This is a genomic window from Delftia tsuruhatensis (assembly GCF_903815225.1).
Classification (GTDB): Bacteria; Pseudomonadota; Gammaproteobacteria; order Burkholderiales; family Burkholderiaceae_C; genus Comamonas; species Comamonas tsuruhatensis_A.
The window spans coordinates 4,551,624-4,574,346 of sequence record NZ_LR813084.1; the positions used below are offsets into that span (position 1 = coordinate 4,551,624).

The following is a 22,723-nucleotide window of genomic DNA, read 5'->3' on the forward strand; positions in this document are numbered from 1 at the left end:
ATGGCATCAACGTCCCGCAGGCGTGGCCAGCAGGCGGGCCAGATGGCCGGCCAGTTGCTCCAGCGATTCGAGGTTGTGGACTGCCAGCATGGCATGGGCATGACGATGCAGCACGGCGGCCCCCCGGGCCAGTGGGGCATACCCGTCAAAGCGCAGCAGGGGGTTGAGCCACAGCAGCCGCGCGCTATGCCGGCGCAGCCAGGCCAGTTCCCGCTCCAGCTGCGCGGGATCGCCCGTGTCCAGGCCATCGCTGATGAGGAGCACCAGCGTGCGCCGGCCCACGAGGTGGCGCGCATGGCCTCGGCGCAACTGCTCCAGCGAGGCACCCAGGCGCGTGCCGCCGCCGAAATCCTCGATGGCGGCATTGGCCCGTTCCAGCATGGCATCCGTGTCGGCCTGGGCGAAGGCCGGACCCAGGTCACGCAGTTCGGTGCCGAAGCTGAAGACCTGGCGGCGCAGGCCCGGATGGCGCCGGGCGCTGGTGGCCGCATGCAGGAAGGCCAGCAGCAGGCGCGCATAGCGCTCCATGGAGCCCGAGACATCGACCAGGGTCAGCCAGGGCAGCGGCCGACCGCGGCGCTCGCGGCGCAGCAGGCGCAGCACCTCGCCGCCCTGGCCGGCCGCGGCCTGCATGCTGGCCTGCCAGTGCGGCTGGGCACCACGCTCGCCCGCACGGGTGCGCCGGCTGCGGTAGCGCGGCAGCGGCAGGGCGACATCGCGCGCAAGGCGCTGCACGAGTCCGTATTCGCTGGCGCTGAGCTGGTTGAAGTCGGCATGGCGCAGGCGCTGGCGCTCGCTGGCCGTCATGGCGGCATCCAGCGTCAGTTCCTCCTTGGCCTCGGAGCGGGCCGCGCCCGTGCCCTGGCGCGGCGACAGTGCCTCCTGGACACGCGGGCGGTGGCGCGGCGCGCTGGGCCGGGGCGCCTGCGGCAGCAGTTGGGCCAGCAGTTGCCGGGCCACGTCGGGATTGCGGAAATACGCGTCGAACAGTTCGCGGAACACGGCACGGTCCTGGAAGCTGCCCACGAGAACGGCCTCCAGGGCGGCCGCCATGTCCTCGCGCGCCACGCCCACCAGGGCCAGCGACTGCTGGGCCAGCGCCATGCGCCCGGCATCCACGGCCACGCCCGCGCGGCGCAGCGCGCGTGCAAAGCCGACCAGGTTGCCGGCCAGCTTGCCGCTGCGTGCATCACCCAGCCAGCTGGCGTGGTCCGGCCCGCCGGTCGTCATGGCGAAGGCTCCGGCTCCGGCGCCAGCAGCTGCTGCAGGCGCTCGGGCGTGAGCGCGGCAACGTCCTCGCGCTGCTTGAAGAGGATGCCTGCCGTCTCGTGCACGACCTCCGGGTCGACGACCAGGGTGTCCAGCGCGACCAGGGCCTTGGCCCACTCCACGCTTTCGGCGATGCCGGGTGCCCGCTGGAAGGCGTCGGCAAAGGGCTGGCTGCGCAGGCGGCCCACGAAGCGCGTGACCTGCGCGGTCAGGGCCTCGCCGGCCCCGGGCACCAGCGCGCGCACGATGGCCAGCTCGCGCTCGCGCTCCGGGTAGTCCAGCCAGTGGTACAGGCAGCGGCGCTTGACGGCGTCGTGCAGGTCGCGCGTGCGGTTGCTGGTCAGCAGGGTCACGGGCGGCACATGGGGCGGCTCGCAGGCCGATACGGTGCCCAGCTCGGGGATGGTGATCTGGTATTCGCCCAGGTATTCGAGCAGAAAGGCTTCGAAGGGCTCGTCGGCCCGGTCCACCTCGTCGATGAGCAGCACGGCGCCCGGCGCGGGCGTCTGCAGGGCCTGCAGCAGCGGGCGGCGCACGAGGTAGCGCGCCTGGTAGAGCTCCTGTTCGGCACGCTGCACGCGGTCCCCGCCCTCGCCCAGCTCGGCGGCGCGCAGGTGCAGCATCTGGGCCGCATGGTTCCATTCGTACAGCGCCTCGCGCTGCTCCATGCCGTCATAGCATTGCAGCCGGATCAGTGCCCGGCCGAGCACGCGCGCCAGCGCCCGGGCCAGCGCGGTCTTGCCGACGCCGGGCTCGCCTTCCAGCAGCAGCGGCCGCTGCAGCCGCAGTGCCAGGAAGACGGCCGTGGCCAGGCGCCGGTCGGCGAAATAGCCTTCGGCCTGCAGTGCCGCGAGCAGGGCGTCGATGGATGCGATGGCTTGGTCGGGCGGCATCCGCTGTGTCAGCCCAACATCTGCGCCACGGCTCTCTGGGTCTGCACGCTGATCAGCTGCGCCCGGTAGCGCGCGCTGGCATGCAGGTCGCTGTTGAGATCGGCAGGGTCGATCAGCACCTGGGCGGCCGCGTCGGGCGTGAAGCTCCGGTCGAGCGCCGCCTCCAGCCCCGCATGGCGGAACACGCACAGGCCCGCGCCCGTGACGGCCACGCGCACGCCCTGCGCGGTCCGGGCGACGAAGACGCCCACCAGGGCGAAGCGCGAGGCCGGCTGCTTGAACTTGAGGTAGGCCGCCTGGGCCGGCACCGGAAAGCGCACGGCCGTGATCAGCTCGCCGCTGTCCAGCGCCGTGGTGTACATGCCCTGGAAGAAGTCGTCGGCCGCGATCTCGCGCCGGTCGGTGACGATGGTGGCGCCCAGGCCCAGCACGGCGCTGGGGTAGCAGGCGGCGGGATCGTTGTTGGCCAGCGATCCGCCGATGGTGCCGCGCGCGCGCACCTGGCGGTCGCCGATGCCGCCGGCCAGCTCGGCCAGGGCCGGGATGGCGGCCTGGACCTGCGGGTTGGCGGCCACGTCGGCATGGCGCGTCATGGCACGGATCTCCACGGCCTCGGGCGTGACGGTGATGCCGGCCAGGCCCTCGACGCGGTTGAGGTCCACGATCTGCCCGGGCCGGGCCAGGCGCAGCCGCATGGAGGGCAGCAGGCTCTGGCCTCCAGCCAGGTACTGGCCGCCCTGCCCGGCCAGGGACGCGGCATCGGCGGTGGTGCCGGGGGCTTCATAGGTGAAGGCGTACATATGCATGTCTCCTTACGGCTGGGCATCGGCGATGGCGGACCAGACCCGGTGCGGGCTGGCCGGCATGTCCAGGTCCTTGACGCCCAGCGGATGCAGGGCATCGAGCACGGCGTTGATCACGGCCGGCGGCGAGCCGATGGCTCCGGCCTCGCCGCAGCCCTTGGTGCCCAGCGGGTTGTGCGTGCAGGGCGTGCAGACGGTGCCGAGCCTGAATTCGGGAAAGTCGTCGGCGCGCGGCATGGCGTAGTCCATGAAACTGCCCGTGAGCAACTGGCCCGTTTCGCGGTCGTAGACGCAGTTCTCCAGCAGCGCCTGGCCTATGCCCTGGGCCACGCCGCCATGGACCTGTCCCTCGACGATCATGGGGTTGATGATGGTGCCGAAGTCGTCCACGGCGCTGAAGCGGTCCACGCGCACCACGCCCGTGGCCGGGTCCACCTCGACCTCGCAGATGTAGGTGCCTGCGGGGAAGGTGAAGTTGGTGGGGTCGTAGAAGGCGGTCTCGTTCAGGCCGGGCTCCAGCTTGTCCAGCGGGTAGTTGTGCGGCACATAGGCCGTGAGCGCGATCTGGGCGAAGGGGATCTTCTTGTCCGTGCCGCGCACCGTGAACTCGCCGTCCGCGAAGTCGATGTCGGCATCGCTGGCCTCCATCAGGTGGGCCGCGATCTTCTTGGCCTTGGCCTCGATCTTGTCCAGCGCCTTCATGATGGCCGCGCCGCCCACGCTGATGGAGCGCGAGCCATAGGTGCCCATGCCGAACGGCACGCGGCCCGTGTCGCCGTGGACGATGTCCACGTTCTCCACGGGTATCCCCAGCCGCGCCGCCACCACCTGGGCAAAGGTGGTCTCGTGCCCCTGGCCGTGGCTGTGCGACCCCGTGAACACGGTGACGCTGCCCGTGGGATGCACGCGCACCTCGCCGCACTCGAAGAGGCCGGCCCGGGCGCCCAGGGCGCCCGCGATGTTGCTGGGCGCCAGGCCGCAGGCCTCGATGTAGCTGCTGTAGCCCAGGCCGCGCCTGAGGCCCCGGGCCTCGCTGTCGGCGCGCCGTGCCGCGAAGCCCGCCACGTCGGCCAGTTGCTCGGCCTGGTCCATGCAGGCGCCATAGTCGCCCACGTCGTACTGCAGGGCCACGGGCGTCTGGTAGGGGAAGCGGGTGACGAAGTTGCGCCGCCGTATCTCGGCCTGCGAGAGGTTCATCTCCCAGGCGCAGCGGCTGACCAGGCGCTCCAGCAGGTAGGTGGCCTCGGGCCGGCCCGCGCCCCGGTAGGCATCGACCGGGGCGGTGTGGGTGAACCAGGCGTCGACCTCCACATGGACCTGGGGCGTGGTGTACTGCCCGGCCAGCAAGGTGGCGTAGAGGATGGTGGGCACGGCGCTGGCGAAGGTGCTCAGGTAGGCGCCCAGATTGGCGTCGGTGTGCACGCGCATGGCCAGGAACCGGCCGTTCGCGTCCATGGCCATCTCGGCATGGCTGACATGGTCGCGGCCATGGGCATCGGTGAGGAAGGATTCGCTGCGGTCGGCCGTCCACTTGATGCTGCGGTTGAGCCTGCGTGCCGCCCAGGTCAGGCAGACGTCCTCGGCATACAGAAAGATCTTGGAGCCGAAGCCACCGCCCACGTCGGGGGCGATCACGCGCACCTTGTGCTCGGGCAGGCCCATGACGAAGGCCGTCATCAGCAGCCGCTCGACGTGCGGATTCTGGTTGGCCACGTAGAGCGTGTATTCGTCGGTGGCCCGGCTGTAGCTGGCCATGGCCGCGCGCGGCTCCATGGCATTGGGGACGAGGCGGTTGTTGACCAGATCCAGCCGGGTCACATGGGCGGCGCCTGCGAACGCGGCGTCCACGGCCGCCTTGTCGCCTATGGCCCACTTGTAGCAGTGGTTGTCGGGCGCGATGTCGTGGACCACGGCGCCGGGCACGGCCCCCGCCGCCGCATCAGCCACCGAGACCACGGCGGGCAGTGGCTCGTAGTCCACCTCCACCAGCTCGGCCGCGTCGCGCGCCTGCTCCAGCGTCTCGGCCACGACCATGGCGACCTGGTCGCCCACGTAGCGCACGGTGTCCAGCGCGAGGATGGGATGGGGCGGCTCCTTCATGGGCTCGCCATTGGTGCTGGTGATCAGCCAGCCGCAGGGCAGGCCATTGATCTTGTCGGCCGCCACGTCGGCGCCCGTGAGCACGCCGATCACGCCGGGTGCGGCCCGCGCCGCGTCTGTGGAGACCGAACGCAGGCGCGCATGGGCGTGCGGCGAACGCACGAAGACCGCATGGGCCTGGGCGGCCAGCGCGATGTCGTCGGTGTACTGGCCCGCGCCCGTGAGGAAGCGATAGTCTTCCTTGCGCTTGACGGCCTCCCCGATATGGGGGAGCTTGGAAAAGTCGGATGCACCCATGGTGTGTCTCCTTGTCGTGTGCCGCGCGGTTCAGGAAGCCGAGCCGGCCATGGCCTGGCTGCCCTTTTTCACGGCCGCCACGATGTTCTGGTAGCCCGTGCAGCGGCAGAGGTTGCCTTCCAGCGCCTCGCGGATCTCGCGTTCGCCCGCTCCGGGGTGGCGCTGGCACAGGTCCACGGCGCTCATGACCATGCCCGGCGTGCAAAAGCCGCATTGCAGGCCGTGGCACTCCTTGAAGGCCGCCTGCATGGGGTGCAGGGTGCCGTCGGCCTGCGCCAGGCCCTCGATGGTGCGCACCTCGCAGCCCTCGGCCTGCACGGCCAGCATGGCGCAGGACTTGACGGCGCGGCCATCGACGATCACCGTGCAGGCGCCGCACTGGCTGGTGTCGCAGCCCACGTGCGTGCCCGTGAGGCGCAGGTGTTCGCGCAGCGCGTGCACGAGCAGGGTGTTGGGAGGAACGTCAATGCGCTGCGCGCGCCCGTTGACCGTGAGCTGGACATTCATCGTGCGGCCTCCTGCCTGTGATCGGCGGTGTTGGTGAGGGGGATCGGTGGGAACGAAACCTCGGCAACCATCGTGCTCCGGTGCACGGGCGATGGCTCTAGGGTTGACCCGCAGGCTCCGGCCCTGCCGCACGGATATTCTCAAAATGACACATCCGGCAGCCCTCTTGCGCCTTGCCCCCGTCCCGCCCGCCAGCCCGTTCGCAAAGCCCTTGCCAGCCAGCCACAGGAGCCCCCATGTTCGCCCTGAGCCCCGGAGACCACGCCGCACCGCCCGATGCCGCAGATCCGCGCCAGCTGCGGATCGCCCATGTGCGCCACCTGGCGCTGGCCGAGGGGGCCAGCGCGGCCCCGGCGGGTGTGGCACCCTGGCTGTGGCGATCCTGGCAGCGCTGCCTCGCGGCGGGTCGCCGCCCCGACGAACGCGTGGTCTACGAAGCCCTGGGCCCGCACGCGCTGCGCCAGGCGCAGGACGGGCACGAGGCCCTGCTGCGGGCAGCGCGCCCCGTGATGGCCCAGCTCGCGGGCGCCGTGGGCGCCATGCGCTACTTCAGCCTGCTGACCGACGCGCGCGGGACCGTGCTAGAAGTCCAGGGACCCATAGACCAGGGAGACATCCGCGCCCAGGCCATCGCCCGCGTGGGCGTGGACCTGTCCGAGCGGGGCGTGGGCACCACGGCCATCGGCGCCGCGCTCGCCGAGCACGGCCCGGTCTGGCTGCACGGTGCAGAGCACTTCTTCGACGCCAATCGGCACTACAGTTGCGCCGGCGTCCCCCTTTTCGGCCCGGATGGGCGCTGCCTGGGCATGCTGGACATCACGGGCATCGACGTGCCGGAACGCCCCGAACTGCTGCACCTGGGCCTGCGCTGCGCACGCGCCATCGAGGACCGGCTGCTGCGCGCCCAGCCCCATGCGCTGCTGCTGCACCTGAACTGGCCCGGCGGCCCGCTGGGCCAGGAAGGCGAGGGCCTGCTGGCCCTGGATGCCGACGGCCATGTCGCGGGCAGCAACAGCCTGGCGCGCCAGCTCGTGCCCCAGCCCCTGTCCCTGCCGGGGCAGCCGCTGCACTGCGGCGAACTGCTGGCCCTGCCCTGGCCGGCGCTGGTGGACCATGCACGGCTGCGCCCCAACGAGCCGCTGCGCCTGCCGCTGTGGTCGGGCCTGCGGCTGCAGGCCCTGGTACAGCCCGGGCCCCAGTTGCGCCGGCTGCTGCCCGCCCAAGGCCCCGTGGCGACCGCCGCGGCCCAGCCCAGCGCGCTGCGTGCCAGCGAGAGCGTGCTGATCGAGCAGGCCCTGCAGGACGCCCAGGGCAACGTGGCGCGGGCCGCGCGCACGCTGGGCATCAGCCGCGCCACGCTGTACAGGAAGCTGGGGGCGCGTCGGCCGCGAGCAGCCCCCTGAACCAGCCGTCCCCTGGGGTTGACACGGATTTCTTTTGGGGGGAGCGGGCAGTCCGGCGCCTGCCGGCCTCCGTAGAATCGGCAGCTTTGGTCCGTGCGCCGACAAGAGCGCTGCGCACCGGCCTACAGGCCCGTGTACAGCGACGGACCCCTACAGCCTATCTTTTGGAGACACCATGCAGGCTTTGCTCAAGCTATCAAGAGGGATCGACTGGCTCAACAGCCTGGTCGGCCGCTGGATCATCTGGCTGATCCTGGCCTCGACGGTCATCAGCGGCATCAACGCCATCGTCAGAAAGGTGTTGCACACCAGCTCCAACGCCTTTCTCGAGATCCAGTGGTATCTGTTCGCCGCCTCGTTCCTGCTGGCGGCAGGCTACACCCTGCTGCAGGGCGAGCATGTGAAGGTGGACGTGATCGCCAGCCGCCTGTCCAAGCGCGCCCAGATCTGGATCGACATCTTCGGCTTCGTCTTCTTCCTGACCCCCATGGCCATCGCCATCCTGTGGTTCGGGACCCCCTTCGTGCTCCAGGCCATCCAGACGGGAGAAATGTCCGGCAATGCCGGTGGCCTGATCCGCTGGCCCGTGTATCTGATGATTCCAGCCGGTTTTGCACTGCTTCTCGCCCAAGGCCTGTCCGAACTGATCAAGCGCATCGCTTTTTTGCAGGGCCTGATCGACGACCCCACGGCCAAGAAGGGTGAGAAGACCGCAGAGGAAGACCTGGCAGATGCACTGCGAACCCTCACGGGCGCCAAGAACAAGAACGAACAAAGCACCTGAGCCGGAAAGACCACACCATGGAATTCATCATCCACAACTTGGCCCCGATCATGTTCGCGGGGCTGATCCTGTTCCTGCTGCTGGGCTTTCCGGTGGCATTCAGCCTGGGCGCCTGCGGCCTGTTCTTCGCCTTCATCGGCATCGAGCTGGGCGTGCTTCCCGAGGCACTGCTGCAGGCCTTGCCGCTGCGGATCTTCGGCATCATGCAGAACGAGACCATGCTGGCCATACCGTTCTTCACGCTCATGGGACTGATACTTGAGCGCAGCGGCATGGCCGAGGACCTGCTGGAGACCGTGGGCCAGCTGTTCGGCCCCGTGCGCGGCGGCGTGGCCTTCGCCGTGATCTTCGTGGGCGCCCTGCTGGCCGCGACCACGGGGGTGGTGGCCGCCTCGGTGATCTCCATGGGCCTGATCTCGCTGCCCATCATGATGCGCTACGGCTATGACCGCCGCGTGGCCTCGGGCGTGATCGCGGCCTCCGGCACGCTGGCACAGATCATTCCGCCCTCGCTGGTGCTGATCGTGCTGGCCGACCAGCTCGGCCGCAGCGTGGGCGACATGTACAAGGGCGCCTTCGTTCCCGGCCTGATGCTGACGGGCTGCTACGCGCTGTTCATCGTCGTGCTGGCCATCTTCAAGCCCGCCATGGTGCCCGCGCTGCCGCCCGAGGCACGCACCCTGCGGGAGCCCGACGGCAAGTCCGGCCTGCCCTCCACGCTGGTGCTGACGGTGCTGTGCGTGGCCGCATCCATGGTGGTCGGGCAGTACATGCCCCAGCTGCACACATGGTGGTCGGGCGAGGTGGTCGAGAAGGTGGCGCTGGACGAGACCATCGTCGTGTCCATGTGCTTCGGCGTGGCCCTGGCCTTCATCGCCGCCATGTTCAACAAGCTCACGGGCCTGCACCTGCTCAGCCGCATGGCCGAGCGCGTGACCTTCGTGCTGATCCCTCCGCTGCTGCTGATCTTCCTGGTGCTGGGCACCATCTTCCTGGGCGTGGCGACACCGACCGAGGGCGGCGCCATGGGCGCGCTGGGCGCGGCCATCATGGCCTTCGCGCGCGGGCGCCTGAATCTTGACCTGCTCAAGCAGGCACTGATGTCCACCACCAAGCTGTCGTGCTTCGTGATGTTCATCCTGATCGGCGCGACCATGTTCGGCCTGACCTTCCAGGGCGTGGACGGTCCCAAGTGGGTGGAAGAGCTGCTGGTCTCCCTGCCCGGCGGAGAGATCGGCTTCCTGATCGTGGTCAACATCATGATCTTCGTGCTGGCCTTCTTCCTGGACTTCTTCGAGCTGTCCTTCATCGTCGTGCCGCTGCTGGCCCCCGTGGCCGAGAAGCTGGGCATCGACCTGGTCTGGTTCGGCGTGCTGCTGGCCGTGAACATGCAGACCTCGTTCATGCATCCGCCCTTCGGCTTCGCGCTGTTCTTCCTGCGCAGCGTGGCCCCGGCCAAGGCCTACATGGACAAGGTCACCAGGAAGATGGTCGAGCCCGTGACCACCATGCAGATCTATGCGGGTGCCATCCCCTTCCTGCTGATCCAGCTGTTCATGGTGGCGCTGATCATCATCTTCCCGGGCATCGTCTCCAGCAGTCTCGACAAGAAGGTGGAATACGACCTGGACAAGGTGCGCCAGGAGATGGAGGCATCCATGCCGGAGGCCATCGACTTCAACGACCCCATGTTCAACGGCGACGGCGCGAACCAGTCGCCTGCGCCCGGAGCAACGCCTGGCGAGCCTTCGGTCTCGGGCAGCGAGGACGATGCGCTCAAGGCGCTGCAGGACCAGTTGCAGCGCGAGCAACCGGCCACGCCGGGCGAGAGCAAGTCCGGCAGCTGATCGCAGGCTCCCTCAAGGACAGCAAAGGCCCCGCAACCGCGGGGCCTTTTTTCGTTCGGACCCCAGCGTGCGCCGGTCCCCTGCGCTCATGAAAAAAGCCGGGCAATGGCCCGGCTTTGCTTGCATGGCGCCGCAAGGCGCCGTGCCTTCACAGCTTTTGCGCTGACATGAAGGCGTCGTAGCGCGCTTCGGCGAAGCGGAACCACAGCACCTCGTCGCGCTGGAAGTTGCGGTAGTCGGTGTAGATCTTCTTCCAGGAGGGGTTCTTTTCGGCCAGTTCCCCATAGACCTGCATGGTGGTCTTGTAGGAGGCATCCAGCACTGCCTGCGGGAAAGGCAAAACCTTGGCCTTGCTGGCCACCAGCTGCTTGAGCGCACCCGGATTGCGTGCGTCATAGCGTGCCTGGGTGACCACATGGGCTTCGTGCGCGGCCGCCTGCACCATGGCGCGCTGCTCGGGGGTCAGCGCGGCCAGTGCCTTCTGGTTCACGTAGAACTCCAGGTTCAGGCTGCCTTCCCACCAGCCGGGGTAGTAGTAGAACGGAGCCACCTTGTTGAAGCCCAGCTTGAGGTCGTCGTAGGGGCCGATCCACTCTGCGGCGTCGATGGTGCCCTTTTCCAGCGCCTGGTAGATCTCGCCACCGGGGATGTTCTGGGGAACGCCGCCCATGCGCTCGATGATCCGACCGGCAAAGCCACCGATGCGGAACTTCAGGCCCTTGATGTCCTCAGGCGTCTTGACTTCCTTGCGGAACCAGCCGCCCATCTGCGCGCCCGTGTTGCCGCCCAGGAAGTTGACGATGCCGTACTCGGCGTAGAACTCGCGCATCAGCTTGCCACCGTTGCCATCCACGATCCAGGCCGTGAGCTGGCGTGAGTTCATGCCGAACGGAATGGCGCCGCCGATGGCGAAAGCCTCGTTCTTGCCGAAGAAGTAGTAGGGAGCGGTGTGTGCAATCTCCACCGTGCCGTTCTGCACGCCATCGACCACGCCGAAGGCCGGCATCAGCTCGCCGGCCGCATGGACCGAGACCTCGAACTTGCCACCCGACATTTCCTTGATCGCCTTGGAAAACACTTCGGCCGAGCCGTAGATGGTATCCAGCGAGCGAGGAAAGCTCGAGGCCAGTCGCCAGCGCACCGCCGCCTGTGCATGCACGGCCGGGGCTGCGGCCGCGGTCAGCACCCCGGCCAGACCGGCGTGCTTGAGTGCTTTTCTTCTGTCCATCACTGTCTCCTCCTGGTATGCCCTGCATCAGGGCGTCAAAAAAAAGGCCGACCCACTCTTGGCAGGCCAGCCCACAAAAATTCAGGAATTTCTCTCTCGGGGTGGCGGCTTGCCCGCCTGAGATACAAAGGCCCGCCGCCCCCCTCGCGCAAGGCGACGGGGGCGGCGGGCCGGGCAGGCAATGGTCTGTTGCATCAACAGTCCTGGCACACGAACAACCGCGCTTCGGCCTACAGCTTGGCCGTGGTCATGTAGCTGTTGTAGCGGAACTCGGAGAAGCGTTCCCACAGCAGCTGGTCGCGCTGGAAGGTGCGCAGGCTCTGGTTGATCTTCTTGAACATGGGCGACTTGGCATCATGCTCGGCCATGATCTCCATGACGGCCTTGTAGCCCGCGTCCATGAAATCCTTGGGGAAGGCCTTGAGCTGGGTCTTGTCGGCCACGAGCTTCTTGAGGGCCACGGGATTGTTGGCGTCGTACTTGGCCGTCATGTCGCGCGCAGCGACGTTGCACGCGGCATCGACCATGGCCTTGTACTCGGGCGACAGTGCCGCGTAGGCCTTGGTGTTGATGAAGAATTCCAGTTCGGCACCGCCTTCCCACCAGCCAGGGTAGTAGTAGTACGGAGCGACCTTGTTGAAGCCCAGCTTCTGGTCGTCGTAGGGTCCGACGAACTCCACGGCGTCCAGCGTTCCCTTCTCGAGCGCCTGGTAGACCTCGCCCACGGGCATGTTCTGGGCGACCACGCCCAGCTTGAGCATCGCGTCGCCGAACAGGCCACCACCCAGGCGCATCTTCAGGCCCTTGAGGTCCGCCACCGACTTGATCTCCTTGCGGAACCAGCCCCCCATCTGCGTGCCTGTGTTGCCGGCGCTCTGGCTCTTGATGTTGTACTGCGCGTAGAACTCGTCCATGAGCTTGCGACCGCCGCCGTGTTCCATCCAGGCATCCATCTGGCGTGCCGTCAGGCCGAAGGGCACGGCGCAGCCGAAGGCGAAGACGTAGTCCTTGCCGGTGAAATAGTAGGGCGCCGTCAGGGCCATCTCGATGGTGCCGTTCTGGATACCGTCGACCACGCCGAACGCAGGCATCAGCTCGCCGGCCGCATGCACGGAGACCTCGAACTTGCCGCCCGACATGGCCTTCAGCGTCCTGGAAAACATCTCGGCCGAGCCGAAGATGGTGTCCAGCGACTTGGGAAAGCTCGCGGCCAGGCGCCAGCGGACCGCCTCCTGTGCGTGGACCGCGGGAGCGGCCCCCACTGCCAGCACGCCTGCGATCCCGGCATGTTTGATGATCGAACGACGGTCCATGAATGTCTCTCCGCTGTATGTGGTCAGTCAAAAAAAACGCACGTTCGCACGTGCATTCACACTGTATCAGGTGGTTTCCATTCTAAAAACGCCGCCGAGACGGTACGGACGGGGTTTTCCCCCCGTCGTGGCACAGCCTGCGTCCTGGCGCCTGCCGACGTCAGGCCGCTGCGCGCTCGGGGGCCAGGTGGGCGCGCACCGAGGCCTCGATGCCGGCCGCGTCCAGGCCCTGCAGGGACAGCAGCTTGGCCGGATCGCCGTGCTCGATGAACTCGTCCGGCAGACCCAGCTGCAGCACCTGGCGCGCGATGCCCGCGGCATGCAGCGACTCCGCGACCGCGCTGCCGGCACCGCCCATGATGCAGCCCTCTTCCACGGTGACGATGAACTCGTGCGTGGAGGCGATCTGGTGCAGCAGTTCCTCGTCCAGCGGCTTGGCCCAGCGCATGTTGACCACGGTGGCGTCCAGCGCCTCGCCCGCGGCCAGTGCCGGGTACAGCAGGGTGCCGAAGGCCAGGATGGCGACCTTCTTCTTGGCGGACTCGCGGCGCACCTCGCCCTTGCCGAACGGCAGGCCTTCCAGGCCCGCCAGCGGCGCGACACCGACACCCGCGCCACGCGGATAGCGCACGGCCACGGGGTGGTCCTGCTCGTAGGCCGTGGTGAGCAACTGGCGGCACTCGCGCTCGTCGGCCGGGCAGGCCATGCTCATGTTCGGTATGCAGCGCACGAATGCGATGTCATAGGCGCCCGCATGGGTGGCGCCATCGGCACCGACCAGGCCCGCGCGGTCCAGCGCGAAGACCACGGGCAGCTTTTGCAGCGCCACGTCATGGATCAGCTGGTCGTAGGCGCGCTGCAGGAAGGTCGAATAGATGGCGACCACGGGCTTGAGGCCCTCGCAGGCCATGCCCGCGGCAAAGGTGACGGCATGCTGCTCGGCAATGCCCACGTCGTAGTAGCGGCCCGGAAAGCGCTTGTGGAACTCCACCATGCCCGAGCCTTCGCGCATGGCGGGGGTGATGCCCACCAGGCGCTGGTCCTTGTCCGCCATGTCGCACAGCCAATGGCCGAAGACCTGGGTGAAGGTCTGCTTCGGGGGCGTGGCCGGCTTGACCAGGCCCACGCTGGGGTCGAACTTGCCGGGGCCGTGGTAGGCCACGGGATCGGCCTCGGCCAGCTTGTAGCCCTGGCCCTTCTTGGTGACCACGTGCAGGAACTGCGGGCCCTTGAGGCTCCTGATGTTCTCCAGCGTGGGGATCAGCGAGTCCAGGTCATGCCCGTCGATGGGGCCGATGTAGTTGAAGCCGAAGTTCTCGAACAGCGTGGCGGGCACCACCATGCCCTTGGCCTGCTGCTCCAGCCGCTTGGCCAGCTCCAGCAGCGGTGGCACCTGCTTGAGCACGCTCTTGCCCATGTCGCGCGCCTTGGCGTAGAACTGCCCGCTCATGAGCTGGGCCAGGTAGCGGTTGAGCGCGCCCACCGGCGGGCTGATGCTCATGTCGTTGTCGTTGAGGATGACCAGCAGGTTGGCATCGGTCACGCCCGCGTTGTTCAGCGCCTCGAAGGCCATGCCCGCCGTCATGGCGCCGTCGCCGATCACGGCGATGGCGCGGCGGTCCTCGCCCTTTTGCTTGGCGGCCAGCGCCATGCCCAGGGCCGCGGAGATGCTGGTCGAGGAATGCGCCGTGCCAAAGGTGTCGTATTCGCTTTCGGTGCGCTGCGGAAAGCCCGACAGGCCGCCGAACTGGCGCAGCGTGGACATGCGCTCGCGCCGGCCCGTGAGGATCTTGTGCGGATAGGTCTGGTGGCCCACGTCCCAGACCACACGGTCGTAGGGCGTGTCGAACACCGCATGCAGCGCCACCGTCAGCTCCACCGTGCCGAGGTTGGAGCTCAGATGCCCGCCGGTCTTGGAGACGCTGTCCAGCACATAGGCACGCAGTTGCTGGGCCAGGGTCTTGAGTTCGGCACGCGACAGACGCCTCAGATCCGAGGGATCGTCGATGGTCTGCAGCAGGGAGTAGGTGTTCGTGGTCATGCTAGGTATCTTGGAGCGGCAAAGCCGCGGTCCGTATTGTCAGTGGGTGCGGCTCACGACCATGTCGGCAAGGGCCGCCAATGCACGCGTATCGGACAGGCCGCTGCGCGCCAGCGCCGCATGCGCCAGGGCGCACAGTTCGTCCGCATGGGCGCGTGCCCGCTCCAGGCCCAACAGCGAGACATAGGTCGGCTTGTCATTGGCCGCGTCCTTGCCGGCCGTCTTGCCCAGCGTGGCCGAGTCGGCGACCACGTCGAGGATGTCGTCCACCACCTGGAAGGCAACGCCCAGGGCCTGCCCATAGTCGGACAGGGCCTGCCAGGCCCGGGAATCCACGTGTTCGTTGCAGGCTGCGCCCATGAGCACGCTGGCATGCAGCAACGCGCCGGTCTTTAGGCGGTGCATCTCGCGCAGCTGCGCTTCGCTCAGTTGCAGGCCCACGCTGGCCAGATCGATAGCCTGGCCACCGGCCATGCCCTGGGCGCCCGCCGCACGGCCCAGCAGACGGCACAGCCGCGCCTGCAACGCATCCGACATGCCTGCAGCCTCGTCCGGGCCGGGCACCAGCAGCTCGAAGGCCAACGCCTGCAACGCATCCCCGGCCAGCAGGGCCGAAGCCTCGCCGAACTGCACATGCACGGTGGGCTTGCCCCGGCGCAGCACGTCGTTGTCCATGCAGGGCATGTCGTCGTGCACCAGGGAGTAGGCATGGATCAGTTCCACCGCGCAGCCTGCGCGCACGGTGGCGGACTCCAGGCCCTGCACGGCCTCGGCGGCGGCCCAGACCAGCAAGGGGCGAAGGCGCTTGCCGCCATCGAGCACGGCATAGCGCATGGCCTCGCCCAGTCCGGCCGGTGCGTCCACGCCCACCCACCGCGACAGCGCGCCTTCGGTGCGCGCCAGGCGGTCGCTCATCCAGCAGGGAAAGTCCAGCGAATCCTGGCCGGCCGCCTGGGTCGTTTCGCAAGTCATCACGGCACTCATGGCAATCTCTATTCCTGGGTCCACGGGGCCAGTGTCCCCTCGTCAAGCACCTTGACCTGCTCCTGCACCGCATCGAGCTGGCCACGGCAGTAGGCCAGCAGTTGCGCCGCACGCTGGTAACCGGTCAGCATCTGCTCCAGGGGCAGCTGGCCCGACTCGATCTGAGCGATGAGTTGCTCCAGTTCCTGCAGCGCGGATTCATAACTGGTGGGCTCGGCAGGAGCCTTGGATGCAGCCTTGGGCATGGGCGATTGCGGTGCGTTGTAGGGAACCGACAATTCTAGGCGCCCGTCCGCGACCGCGCCGCCAATAACCGGACAGCCCCACGCTCACGGCATCCGGGAAGGCAATACACGTACCGGGAATCCGGAAATAACCCCACAGGCTATAATCCCATTCCCCGTCAAACCGGCCCCCAGCCTGGGCATGCGGTCGGGCCCTGCGACGCAGCCGGCGCCTCTGGCGCCCTCTGTTTTTCAAGTCGTGAAGCCCGCCTCCATGTCCAGGAACGGCCGGTTTCGTTTTTTTCCATCCCGTGCGCACGCGCACCCTCCCTGTGGGGAGTCTTTAGGTCAGGTCATCCATGTCTGATTTAAGTCTTCAACTGCAGCAGGCCGCAAGCCAACTACCAGTTTCCAGTTACTTCGACGCAGCGCTGTTCCAGCGCGAGTTGGAGACCATCTTTCAACGCGGCCCGCGCTACGTGGGCCACCAGCTGGCCGTCCCCGAGATAGGCGACTACTATGCCCTGCCCCAGGAAAAGGAAGGCAGGGCGCTGGTGCGCAATGCCAGGGGGCAGGTGGAGCTGATCTCCAACGTCTGCCGCCACCGCCAGGCCGTGATGCTCAAGGGCCGCGGCAACCTGATGACCGAAGGCAAGGGCCACGCGGGGGGCAACATCGTCTGCCCGCTGCACCGCTGGACCTACAGCACCAGCGGCGAGTTGCTGGGCGCGCCCCACTTCAGCCACGACCCCTGCCTGAACCTCAACAACTACCGGCTGCGCGAGTGGAACGGACTGCTGTTCGAGGACAACGGCCGCGACATCGAGGCCGACCTCGCGGGCATGAAGCTGCGCGAGCAGCTGAGCTTCGAGGGCTTCGTGCTCGACCATGTCGAGATGCACGAGTGCAACTACAACTGGAAGACCTTCATCGAGGTCTACCTCGAGGACTACCATGTCGGCCCCTTCCACCCGGGTCTGGGCAACTTCGTGACCTGTGACGACCTGCAGTGGGAGTTCTCCAGGGAGTACTCGGTGCAGACCGTGGGCGTGGCGCCCGGCTTCGGCAGACCGGGCTCGGACGTCTACAGGAAGTGGCACGAGGTGCTGCTGGCCTACCGCAATGGCGAACTGCCCGACCGCGGCGCGATCTGGCTGACCTACTACCCCCACATCATGGTGGAGTGGTATCCGCATGTGCTGACGGTCTCCACGCTGCACCCGCTGGCCGTGGACAGGACGCTGAACGTGGTCGAGTTCTACTACCCCGAGGAGATCGCGGCCTTCGAGCCCGAGTTCGTGCAGGCGCAGAAGGCCGCCTACATGGAGACCTGCATCGAAGATGACGAGATCGGCGAACGCATGGACGCGGGCCGCAGGGCCCTCTATGAGCGCGGCGACAACGAGGTGGGCCCCTACCAGAGCCCCATGGAAGACGGCATGCAGCACTTCCACGAGTGGTATCGCGGCGTCATGGGCGACGCGGTGCCCGGACGCTGAAGCCCTGCATCGATACAGCAACGGCCCGCCATCGCGCGGGCCGTTTGCTTGGAGCACATCCTCTTCGGCAAATACGCCACCTGCGGTTCCCAATGGGCAGGGCCAGGGCGCGCAAGGCTTCCTGAGGCGACGCCAATGTCTTGTCTAATGCAATACAGTTCCGAGCACATATCCCAGATTGCGGTTTCCCGCCGCGCCGGTGCCGGAAAGGCACGCTCCCAACCCTAGTTCAAGGTCGCAAGCGTCTTGCGGCCCGACCCGATATTTCTATGCAAGCCCTGTGGATGGTGGCGGCCGCGTTCGTTTTCGCGGTCATGAGTGTGTGTGTGAAGTTCGCCTCCCAGGATTTCAACGCGGCGGAGATCGTCTTCTACCGGGGACTGGTCAGCATGGTGGCGCTGTGGTGGCTGGCACGCCACCAGGGCATCTCGCTGGCCACGCGCTTTCCGCGCGAGCATGCCTGGCGCAGCTTCGTGGGCGTGACCTCGATGGGCGCCTGGTTCTACTCCATCGGCCATCTGCCGCTGGCCACGGCAGCCACGTTCAACTCCATGAGCAGCATCTGGATGGCGGTCTTCCTGATCGGCCAGGGGCTGCTGCTGCGCCATCAATTGCGCCGCCAACCCGAGTCCCATGCGCTGCGTGCGCTGCCGCCATTCCCCTGGAGCCTGGTCGCCACGGTGGCCCTGGGCTTCGTCGGCGTGGTCCTGGTGCTGCGCCCCAGCGCGGCACCGCAGGAGTTCGTGGCCAGCGCGGGCGGCCTGATCGGCGGGGTGTTCGCCGCCATGGCCTACATGCAGGTGGCCACGCTGTCGCGCATGGGCGAACCCGAGGCACGCGTGGTGTTCTACTTCGCGCTGGGCTCGGCCGTGGCAGGAGCTCTGGCCATGTGCTTCACAGGTGTGTCGGCATGGCCGGGCTGGCGCGCGCTGTGGCTGCTGCCCGTGGGTGTGCTGGCCGCCGTGGCCCAGGTCTGCATGACGGCCGCCTACGCCTCGGCCAGCAACAGCCGCAACACTCTGGTGGTGGCCAACCTGCAGTACTCGGGCATCGTCTTCGCGGCCCTGCTGAGCCTGGCATTGTTCGGCGAAAGCGTGCCCTTGATCGGCTGGGCGGGCATCGTGCTGATCGTGGCCAGCGGGGCCCTCGCCACCGCGCTGCGCTCGCGCGCCTGAGCCGGCATGCGGACGCATAATGGATCGGTTTTTCGCGGCGCGGGCGGCCTCGGCCCGTGCCGATTTCGGGAGTCCGCATCCATGACAAGCAACACCTCGTTCCAGACCCTGATCTCCATCCAGGAGCTGGCCACCCTGCAGACCGGCGGCCGCCCGCTGATGGTCTTCGACTGCAGCTTCGACCTGGCCCAGCCCGCGGCGGGCAAGGCGCAGTATCTGCAGGCACATATCCCTGGCGCCGTCTTCGCCGACCTGGACCAGGATCTCAGCGCCAGGCACGGCGCCCCTGGCGCGCACGGCAGCGTGGCGGCCAGCGGGCAGGCCGCCTCGGGCGGTCGCCATCCGCTGCCCAGCCGCGAGCGCTTTGCCATGTGGCTCTCCGAGATCGGCTTTTCCAACGACATGCAGGCCGTGGTCTATGACCGCAATGGCGCCAACTACTGCGGGCGCCTGTGGTGGATGCTGCAGTGGGCCGGCCATGGCGACGTGGCCGTGCTCGACGGCGGCCTGCAGGCCTGGCAGGCGGCGGGCCAGCCCGTGGCCTCGGGCGAGGAAGTCGCGCGCTTCCAGTCCAATTTCGAGCTGCGCGCCCCCTTGCAGCAACTGGTGACGGTACAGCAGGTGCTCGATGCGCTGGGCAGCGCAGACCAGACCGTCGTCGATGCGCGTGCCCCCGCACGCTTTCGCGGCGAGGTCGAACCGCTGGACCCCGTGGCAGGCCATATCCCCGGCGCGCTCAACCGGCCCTTCACCGAGAACATCGCCGCCGACGGCCGCTTCAAGCCCGCGGCCCTGCTGCGCGCCGAGTTCGAGCAACTGCTCGCGGGCCGTGATCCGGCCAGCGTCGTCCACCAATGCGGCAGCGGCGTCAGCGCGCTGCCCAACCTGCTGGCCATGCGCATCGCGGGGCTGCCCGCGGCCCGGCTGTTCGCGGGCAGCTGGAGCGAGTGGTGCAGTGATCCGAAGAGGCCGGTGGAGCGCGGCTAATTCGACCCATGGCCTCGCCCGGGAGGCTGCACAATGACAGCACTGTGTCAAAAGGCCGACATGCGACACAGGTGCCACGGCAGCCCTCCCGTACAGGGGCCCGGCAGGCAGGGCAGGACTTGAGTCATCCAAACCTTGCTACATGTGTAAGGCAAATCTTACAAACCACCTTACACAACCAGACACCTCGCGCAGAGCTGCCCCGACTTCAACGGCAGGGACCCCTCCTCCACAATCCATCTCAACAGATCGCAACAGGTTGAACACCTTGTTTCACCCACCCGGTGTTGCGGCTGCCGAGATGCAAAGGATGGTCCTATGAACAATGAACAGCTGCTTGCCGAAATCCGTGAAGCCAACCTCACTTACCTGATGCTGGCCCAGACCCTGATCCGCCAGGACAAGGCGGAAGCGGTGTTCCGCCTGGGACTGAACGAAGAATCCTGCGACCTGCTGGCCGCGCTGTCGGCGGCCCAGGTGCTCAAGCTGGCCTCGCGCAACACCTTGCTCGCCAGCTTCCGCGTGGACGACGAGATGGTCTGGAGCCTGCTGACCAACCACAGCAGCAACAAGATCGGCAATGGTGCGACCAATACGCTGCACGCCAACATCCTGATGGCCAGCCGCGTCTCCGAAGTCCTCTGATCCGCCCGAAAGAACTCTGGAGTCCGCCATGTCCGCAGCCACCAAAAGTGTCCTGAACGAGTCCAAGCAGATCGAGCGCGCCGCCATGCTCATCGAGATGGGTGCCCGCATGCAGGTGCTCGAATCCGAGACCACGCTGTCCTATGAACGCCTGATACGGCTGTACAAGGAAATCGCGGGCAAGTCGCCCTCCAAGGGTCAGCTGCCGTTCTCGACCGACTGGTTCCTGACCTGGCAGGAAAACATCCACAGCTCGCTGTTCCTGAATATCTACGAGTACCTGTCCAAGGGCGCGGAACTCGACCCCGTGGAGCAGTTGACCAAGGCCTACCGCCTCTACACCGAACAGATCCAGGCCGGCGAGCTGGAAGCGCTGCTGTCCTTCACCCGCGCATGGCGCCTGGTGAAGTTCGTGGATGCGCAGATGCTGACACGCACCCAGTGCACGGTCTGCAAGGGCCAGTTCGTGACCGAGCCCTATGAAAATGAGCGCCACTACCAGTGCGGCCTGTGCAATCCGCCCGCACGCGCCGGCAAGAGCAAGAGCGCCGGCTCGCTGATGCTGCACTGAGCCTTGCGACCACCCGCGTGCCATGCCGGCGCGGGTTCGTCAGTGCCTGGCCAGATCACGCACGAACTGCGGCAGCTGTCCGCCGGGCAGGGCCCGGCTGAAGTACCAGCCCTGCACCAGCAGCTCGCCCTGGTAGCGCAGCATCCGATACTGGCGCTCGGTCTCCACGCCTTCCACGACCACGCCCAGCTGCAGGGCCTCGCAAAAGCGCAGCAGGCCGTCCATCACCAGCTCGCCCTTGGCGCTGTCCAGGGCCACGACGAAGCTGCGGTCGATCTTGATCACGTCCACATCGAACCGGTGCAGGTAGCTCATGGACGAGAAGCCTGTGCCGAAGTCGTCTATCGCCACCTTGGCGCCTATGCCATGCAGCCGCTCTATGACGGAGCGTATGGTGGCCACGTCGTCGACCAGCGCCTCCTCGGTGATCTCCACGCCCACCAGTCCGCGTGCCGAAGCGAGCACCTGCAGCAGGCGTTCGCAATGGTCGGCCGAGCTCAGGGTGGCGCCCGACACGTTGATGCTGATGGGCAGCACGAAGCCCTCGTCCCTCCACGCCTTGCATTGGCGCACGGCCGCCCCCGCCACCCACAGATCCACCTCGCGCATCAGGCCGGCCTCGCCCAGCCAGCGCAGGAAGCTGCCGGGCTGCTGCAGCCGGCCTTCGGCATCGCGTGCGCGCAGCAGGGCCTCGCAGCCCCGGCACCGTCCATCCAGCGAGATCTGGGGCTGGAATTCCAGGTGGAACTGGAATTCGCTGATCTGCCGGATGCGGGCGAACAAGGTCTCGCGCAGCGCCTGGGCCTGGTGCGCATGGACCAGCGGATCCTGGGCCAGCATGCGTGCCTCCTCGGGCAGACGTGAAAAGGTGGTGTCCAGCGCATGCAGCTGGATGGGGCCGTCCCCATCGCGCAGCCGGTCGATGGCCCGCACGTAGGGTGCGTAGACCAGGGTCCCCAGCAGCACCAGCGCCAGTTGCAGCACCACGGCCCCCACGTCGCCGCCGGTGCTGACATAGGCGTTGAAGACCACGGGCGCCGTCAGCGGCAGCACCATGGACGCCGGGGCGACCCAACCGGCCTGGACCACGGCCAGGGCCAGCACCAGGTTCATGGCCGGCACCAGCAGGAAAGGCAGCAGCAGCCGCAGGTTCAGGATGATGGGCAGGCCGAACAGCAGGATCTCGTTGACGTTGAGCAGCGAGATCGGCAGCGCGGCCAGCGCCACCATGCGCATCCCCCGGCCCTTGCAGAACATCAGCGTGGCCAGCGCCAGCGACAGCGTCGCTCCCGCGCCGCCGATGAAGACGAAGGAGCCCATCAGCCCGCCACTGAGCGCCCAGCGCGGCGCCAGGCCCTGCGCGATATCGGCGGCATTGGCCAGCACGGCCTGGTCCAGTACCTGAAAGAAGGGCTGCATGGCGTAGTAGCCCTGGATGCCGAAGAACCACAGTGTGGAGTTGAGCAACGCCAGCGTCAGCCCGCTGCGATAGGGCGTCTGCGGCGAGGCGATGGCCCCGGGCAGCTCGAACGCGACCAGGTCCGCGAGGATCTGCTGCAGGCCCACCAGCAGGCCCACCAGCAGCAGCGCCACGATGACGCCGGGAATCACCAGGTTCATCACCTCCTGCACGTTCTCGGCAATGAAGCCTCCGCGGGCGATGCGGGTCCAGCGCAGGCGGCCGAGCCGGGCCATCAAAGGCACCGTCACCAGCGGAGAGGCAATGGCGATGAACAGCACGAGGGTGGCCGCCGCGCGCGGATGCTCGCCCAGCAGCAGGGCCGCGATCTGCACATGGGCCAGGCACAGGAAGGTGATAGGCAACCGTGGCAGGCGGTAGCGGATGGAGAACATGTAGCCGATGGAGCCCGCCACCAGCAGCGGCAGTATGGCGCCTATGGCGTTGTGCAGGCCGGCCAGCGCCTGCACCAGCCAGGGCGGCAGGCCGGCCAGCCGGGCCAGGGCCGACAGCATGAGAAAGGCCGCCGACACCAGCAGGCAGGGCACGAGCCACAGCAGGCCTTCGCGAATGGCCCGCATGGAGTTCACTCCGGCCAGCGTCGCCAGCCGCTGCGTCAGAAACAACTGCACTTCCGGAAAGCCCGGCCGTGGCGTCTTCTTGCCCATAGGCACCCACCTTTTCCGGCAGGAGC

Annotated in this window: 19 protein-coding genes; 8 read left to right on the plus strand and 11 right to left on the minus strand. The window is 67.7% G+C overall.

Going from position 1 to position 22,723, the window contains the following annotated elements; translation table 11 throughout:
- Positions 1-6 precede the first annotated feature (6 nt).
- From L1Z78_RS20670 to L1Z78_RS20690, 5 genes are read right to left on the minus strand one after another with little or no spacing between them, the layout of a single operon-like run.
- Positions 7-1,230, minus strand: coding sequence for a vWA domain-containing protein (locus L1Z78_RS20670; protein WP_234638218.1), 1,224 nt, complete (start codon positions 1,228-1,230; stop codon positions 7-9).
- Positions 1,227-2,162 (minus strand): AAA family ATPase, encoded by a 936-nt coding sequence (locus L1Z78_RS20675; RefSeq protein ID WP_234638219.1) that lies wholly within the window; start codon positions 2,160-2,162, stop codon positions 1,227-1,229. The genes L1Z78_RS20670 and L1Z78_RS20675 overlap by 4 nt, the downstream gene beginning before the upstream one ends.
- 8 nt (positions 2,163-2,170) lie before the next feature.
- A complete protein-coding gene (locus L1Z78_RS20680; protein WP_234638220.1) occupies positions 2,171-2,962 on the minus strand; it encodes an FAD binding domain-containing protein in 792 nt (263 codons plus the stop codon).
- 12 nt (positions 2,963-2,974) lie between these two features.
- Positions 2,975-5,362 carry a xanthine dehydrogenase family protein molybdopterin-binding subunit gene (locus L1Z78_RS20685; protein WP_234638221.1) on the minus strand — a complete coding sequence of 796 codons (2,388 nt, stop codon included), beginning with the start codon at positions 5,360-5,362 and terminating at the stop codon, positions 2,975-2,977.
- 30 nt (positions 5,363-5,392) lie between these two features.
- Entirely contained in the window at positions 5,393-5,869 is a 477-nt protein-coding gene (locus L1Z78_RS20690) for a (2Fe-2S)-binding protein (protein WP_234638222.1), read from the minus strand.
- 236 nt (positions 5,870-6,105) lie between these two features.
- Between L1Z78_RS20690 and L1Z78_RS20695 the strand changes: the two genes are divergently transcribed.
- From L1Z78_RS20695 to L1Z78_RS20705, 3 genes are all read left to right on the plus strand, one after another.
- On the plus strand, positions 6,106-7,272 hold the full coding sequence (locus L1Z78_RS20695; RefSeq protein WP_234638223.1) for a helix-turn-helix domain-containing protein: 1,167 nt from the start codon (positions 6,106-6,108) through the stop codon (positions 7,270-7,272).
- 175 nt (positions 7,273-7,447) lie between these two features.
- A complete protein-coding gene (locus tag L1Z78_RS20700) occupies positions 7,448-8,056 on the plus strand; it encodes a TRAP transporter small permease subunit (RefSeq protein WP_234638224.1) in 609 nt (202 codons plus the stop codon).
- A 17-nt stretch (positions 8,057-8,073) separates the two neighbouring features.
- Positions 8,074-9,903, plus strand: coding sequence for a TRAP transporter large permease (locus L1Z78_RS20705; RefSeq protein ID WP_234638225.1), 1,830 nt, complete (start codon positions 8,074-8,076; stop codon positions 9,901-9,903).
- A gap of 148 nt (positions 9,904-10,051) precedes the next feature.
- Here the strand turns inward: L1Z78_RS20705 and L1Z78_RS20710 are convergent, their stop codons facing one another.
- The 5 genes from L1Z78_RS20710 to xseB form a co-directional block, all read right to left on the minus strand.
- The gene (locus L1Z78_RS20710; RefSeq protein WP_234638226.1) at positions 10,052-11,131 is read right to left on the minus strand and encodes a TRAP transporter substrate-binding protein; all 1,080 of its coding nucleotides are present in this window, start codon (positions 11,129-11,131) and stop codon (positions 10,052-10,054) included.
- A gap of 230 nt (positions 11,132-11,361) precedes the next feature.
- Positions 11,362-12,444: a TRAP transporter substrate-binding protein gene (locus L1Z78_RS20715; protein ID WP_234638227.1), complete on the minus strand. Its 1,083-nt coding sequence runs from the start codon at positions 12,442-12,444 to the stop codon at positions 11,362-11,364.
- Positions 12,445-12,604: 160 nt separating this feature from the next.
- A complete protein-coding gene (dxs, locus tag L1Z78_RS20720) occupies positions 12,605-14,485 on the minus strand; it encodes a 1-deoxy-D-xylulose-5-phosphate synthase (protein ID WP_234638228.1) in 1,881 nt (626 codons plus the stop codon).
- Between the two features lie 39 nt (positions 14,486-14,524).
- Positions 14,525-15,469, minus strand: coding sequence for a polyprenyl synthetase family protein (locus L1Z78_RS20725; RefSeq protein WP_234638229.1), 945 nt, complete (start codon positions 15,467-15,469; stop codon positions 14,525-14,527).
- Positions 15,470-15,477: 8 nt separating this feature from the next.
- On the minus strand, positions 15,478-15,714 hold the full coding sequence (gene xseB / locus L1Z78_RS20730; protein WP_234638230.1) for an exodeoxyribonuclease VII small subunit: 237 nt from the start codon (positions 15,712-15,714) through the stop codon (positions 15,478-15,480).
- Between the two features lie 338 nt (positions 15,715-16,052).
- On the opposite strand from xseB, the gene L1Z78_RS20735 reads away from it, so the two are divergent.
- The 5 genes from L1Z78_RS20735 (at position 16,053) to flhC (ending at position 20,570) form a co-directional block, all read left to right on the plus strand.
- Positions 16,053-17,192: an aromatic ring-hydroxylating oxygenase subunit alpha gene (locus L1Z78_RS20735; protein ID WP_234638231.1), complete on the plus strand. Its 1,140-nt coding sequence runs from the start codon at positions 16,053-16,055 to the stop codon at positions 17,190-17,192.
- A 269-nt stretch (positions 17,193-17,461) separates the two neighbouring features.
- Positions 17,462-18,367: a DMT family transporter gene (locus L1Z78_RS20740; RefSeq protein WP_234638232.1), complete on the plus strand. Its 906-nt coding sequence runs from the start codon at positions 17,462-17,464 to the stop codon at positions 18,365-18,367.
- 81 nt (positions 18,368-18,448) lie between these two features.
- The gene (locus tag L1Z78_RS20745) at positions 18,449-19,354 is read left to right on the plus strand and encodes a sulfurtransferase (RefSeq protein ID WP_234638233.1); all 906 of its coding nucleotides are present in this window, start codon (positions 18,449-18,451) and stop codon (positions 19,352-19,354) included.
- A gap of 318 nt (positions 19,355-19,672) precedes the next feature.
- The gene (flhD, locus tag L1Z78_RS20750; protein WP_012204159.1) at positions 19,673-19,999 is read left to right on the plus strand and encodes a flagellar transcriptional regulator FlhD; all 327 of its coding nucleotides are present in this window, start codon (positions 19,673-19,675) and stop codon (positions 19,997-19,999) included.
- A gap of 28 nt (positions 20,000-20,027) precedes the next feature.
- Positions 20,028-20,570 (plus strand): flagellar transcriptional regulator FlhC, encoded by a 543-nt coding sequence (gene flhC, locus L1Z78_RS20755; protein ID WP_234638234.1) that lies wholly within the window; start codon positions 20,028-20,030, stop codon positions 20,568-20,570.
- A gap of 39 nt (positions 20,571-20,609) precedes the next feature.
- Here flhC and L1Z78_RS20760 read toward each other — a convergent pair whose 3' ends face one another.
- Positions 20,610-22,697 (minus strand): EAL domain-containing protein, encoded by a 2,088-nt coding sequence (locus L1Z78_RS20760; RefSeq protein ID WP_234638235.1) that lies wholly within the window; start codon positions 22,695-22,697, stop codon positions 20,610-20,612.
- Between the last annotated feature and the right edge of the window lie 26 nt (positions 22,698-22,723).

Bases quoted from the DNA above. Each gene is read 5' to 3' on its own strand.
- L1Z78_RS20670 (WP_234638218.1), bottom strand. From the start codon at position 1,230: ATGACGACCGGCGGGCCGGACCACGCCAGCTGGCTGGGTGATGCACGC.
- L1Z78_RS20675 (WP_234638219.1), bottom strand. From the start codon at position 2,162: ATGCCGCCCGACCAAGCCATCGCATCCATCGACGCCCTGCTCGCGGCA.
- L1Z78_RS20680 (WP_234638220.1), bottom strand. From the start codon at position 2,962: ATGTACGCCTTCACCTATGAAGCCCCCGGCACCACCGCCGATGCCGCG.
- L1Z78_RS20685 (WP_234638221.1), bottom strand. From the start codon at position 5,362: ATGGGTGCATCCGACTTTTCCAAGCTCCCCCATATCGGGGAGGCCGTC.
- L1Z78_RS20690 (WP_234638222.1), bottom strand. From the start codon at position 5,869: ATGAATGTCCAGCTCACGGTCAACGGGCGCGCGCAGCGCATTGACGTT.
- L1Z78_RS20695 (WP_234638223.1), top strand. From the start codon at position 6,106: ATGTTCGCCCTGAGCCCCGGAGACCACGCCGCACCGCCCGATGCCGCA.
- L1Z78_RS20700 (WP_234638224.1), top strand. From the start codon at position 7,448: ATGCAGGCTTTGCTCAAGCTATCAAGAGGGATCGACTGGCTCAACAGC.
- L1Z78_RS20705 (WP_234638225.1), top strand. From the start codon at position 8,074: ATGGAATTCATCATCCACAACTTGGCCCCGATCATGTTCGCGGGGCTG.
- L1Z78_RS20710 (WP_234638226.1), bottom strand. From the start codon at position 11,131: ATGGACAGAAGAAAAGCACTCAAGCACGCCGGTCTGGCCGGGGTGCTG.
- L1Z78_RS20715 (WP_234638227.1), bottom strand. From the start codon at position 12,444: ATGGACCGTCGTTCGATCATCAAACATGCCGGGATCGCAGGCGTGCTG.
- dxs (WP_234638228.1), bottom strand. From the start codon at position 14,485: ATGACCACGAACACCTACTCCCTGCTGCAGACCATCGACGATCCCTCG.
- L1Z78_RS20725 (WP_234638229.1), bottom strand. From the start codon at position 15,469: ATGAGTGCCGTGATGACTTGCGAAACGACCCAGGCGGCCGGCCAGGAT.
- xseB (WP_234638230.1), bottom strand. From the start codon at position 15,714: ATGCCCAAGGCTGCATCCAAGGCTCCTGCCGAGCCCACCAGTTATGAA.
- L1Z78_RS20735 (WP_234638231.1), top strand. From the start codon at position 16,053: ATGTCTGATTTAAGTCTTCAACTGCAGCAGGCCGCAAGCCAACTACCA.
- L1Z78_RS20740 (WP_234638232.1), top strand. From the start codon at position 17,462: ATGCAAGCCCTGTGGATGGTGGCGGCCGCGTTCGTTTTCGCGGTCATG.
- L1Z78_RS20745 (WP_234638233.1), top strand. From the start codon at position 18,449: ATGACAAGCAACACCTCGTTCCAGACCCTGATCTCCATCCAGGAGCTG.
- flhD (WP_012204159.1), top strand. From the start codon at position 19,673: ATGAACAATGAACAGCTGCTTGCCGAAATCCGTGAAGCCAACCTCACT.
- flhC (WP_234638234.1), top strand. From the start codon at position 20,028: ATGTCCGCAGCCACCAAAAGTGTCCTGAACGAGTCCAAGCAGATCGAG.
- L1Z78_RS20760 (WP_234638235.1), bottom strand. From the start codon at position 22,697: ATGGGCAAGAAGACGCCACGGCCGGGCTTTCCGGAAGTGCAGTTGTTT.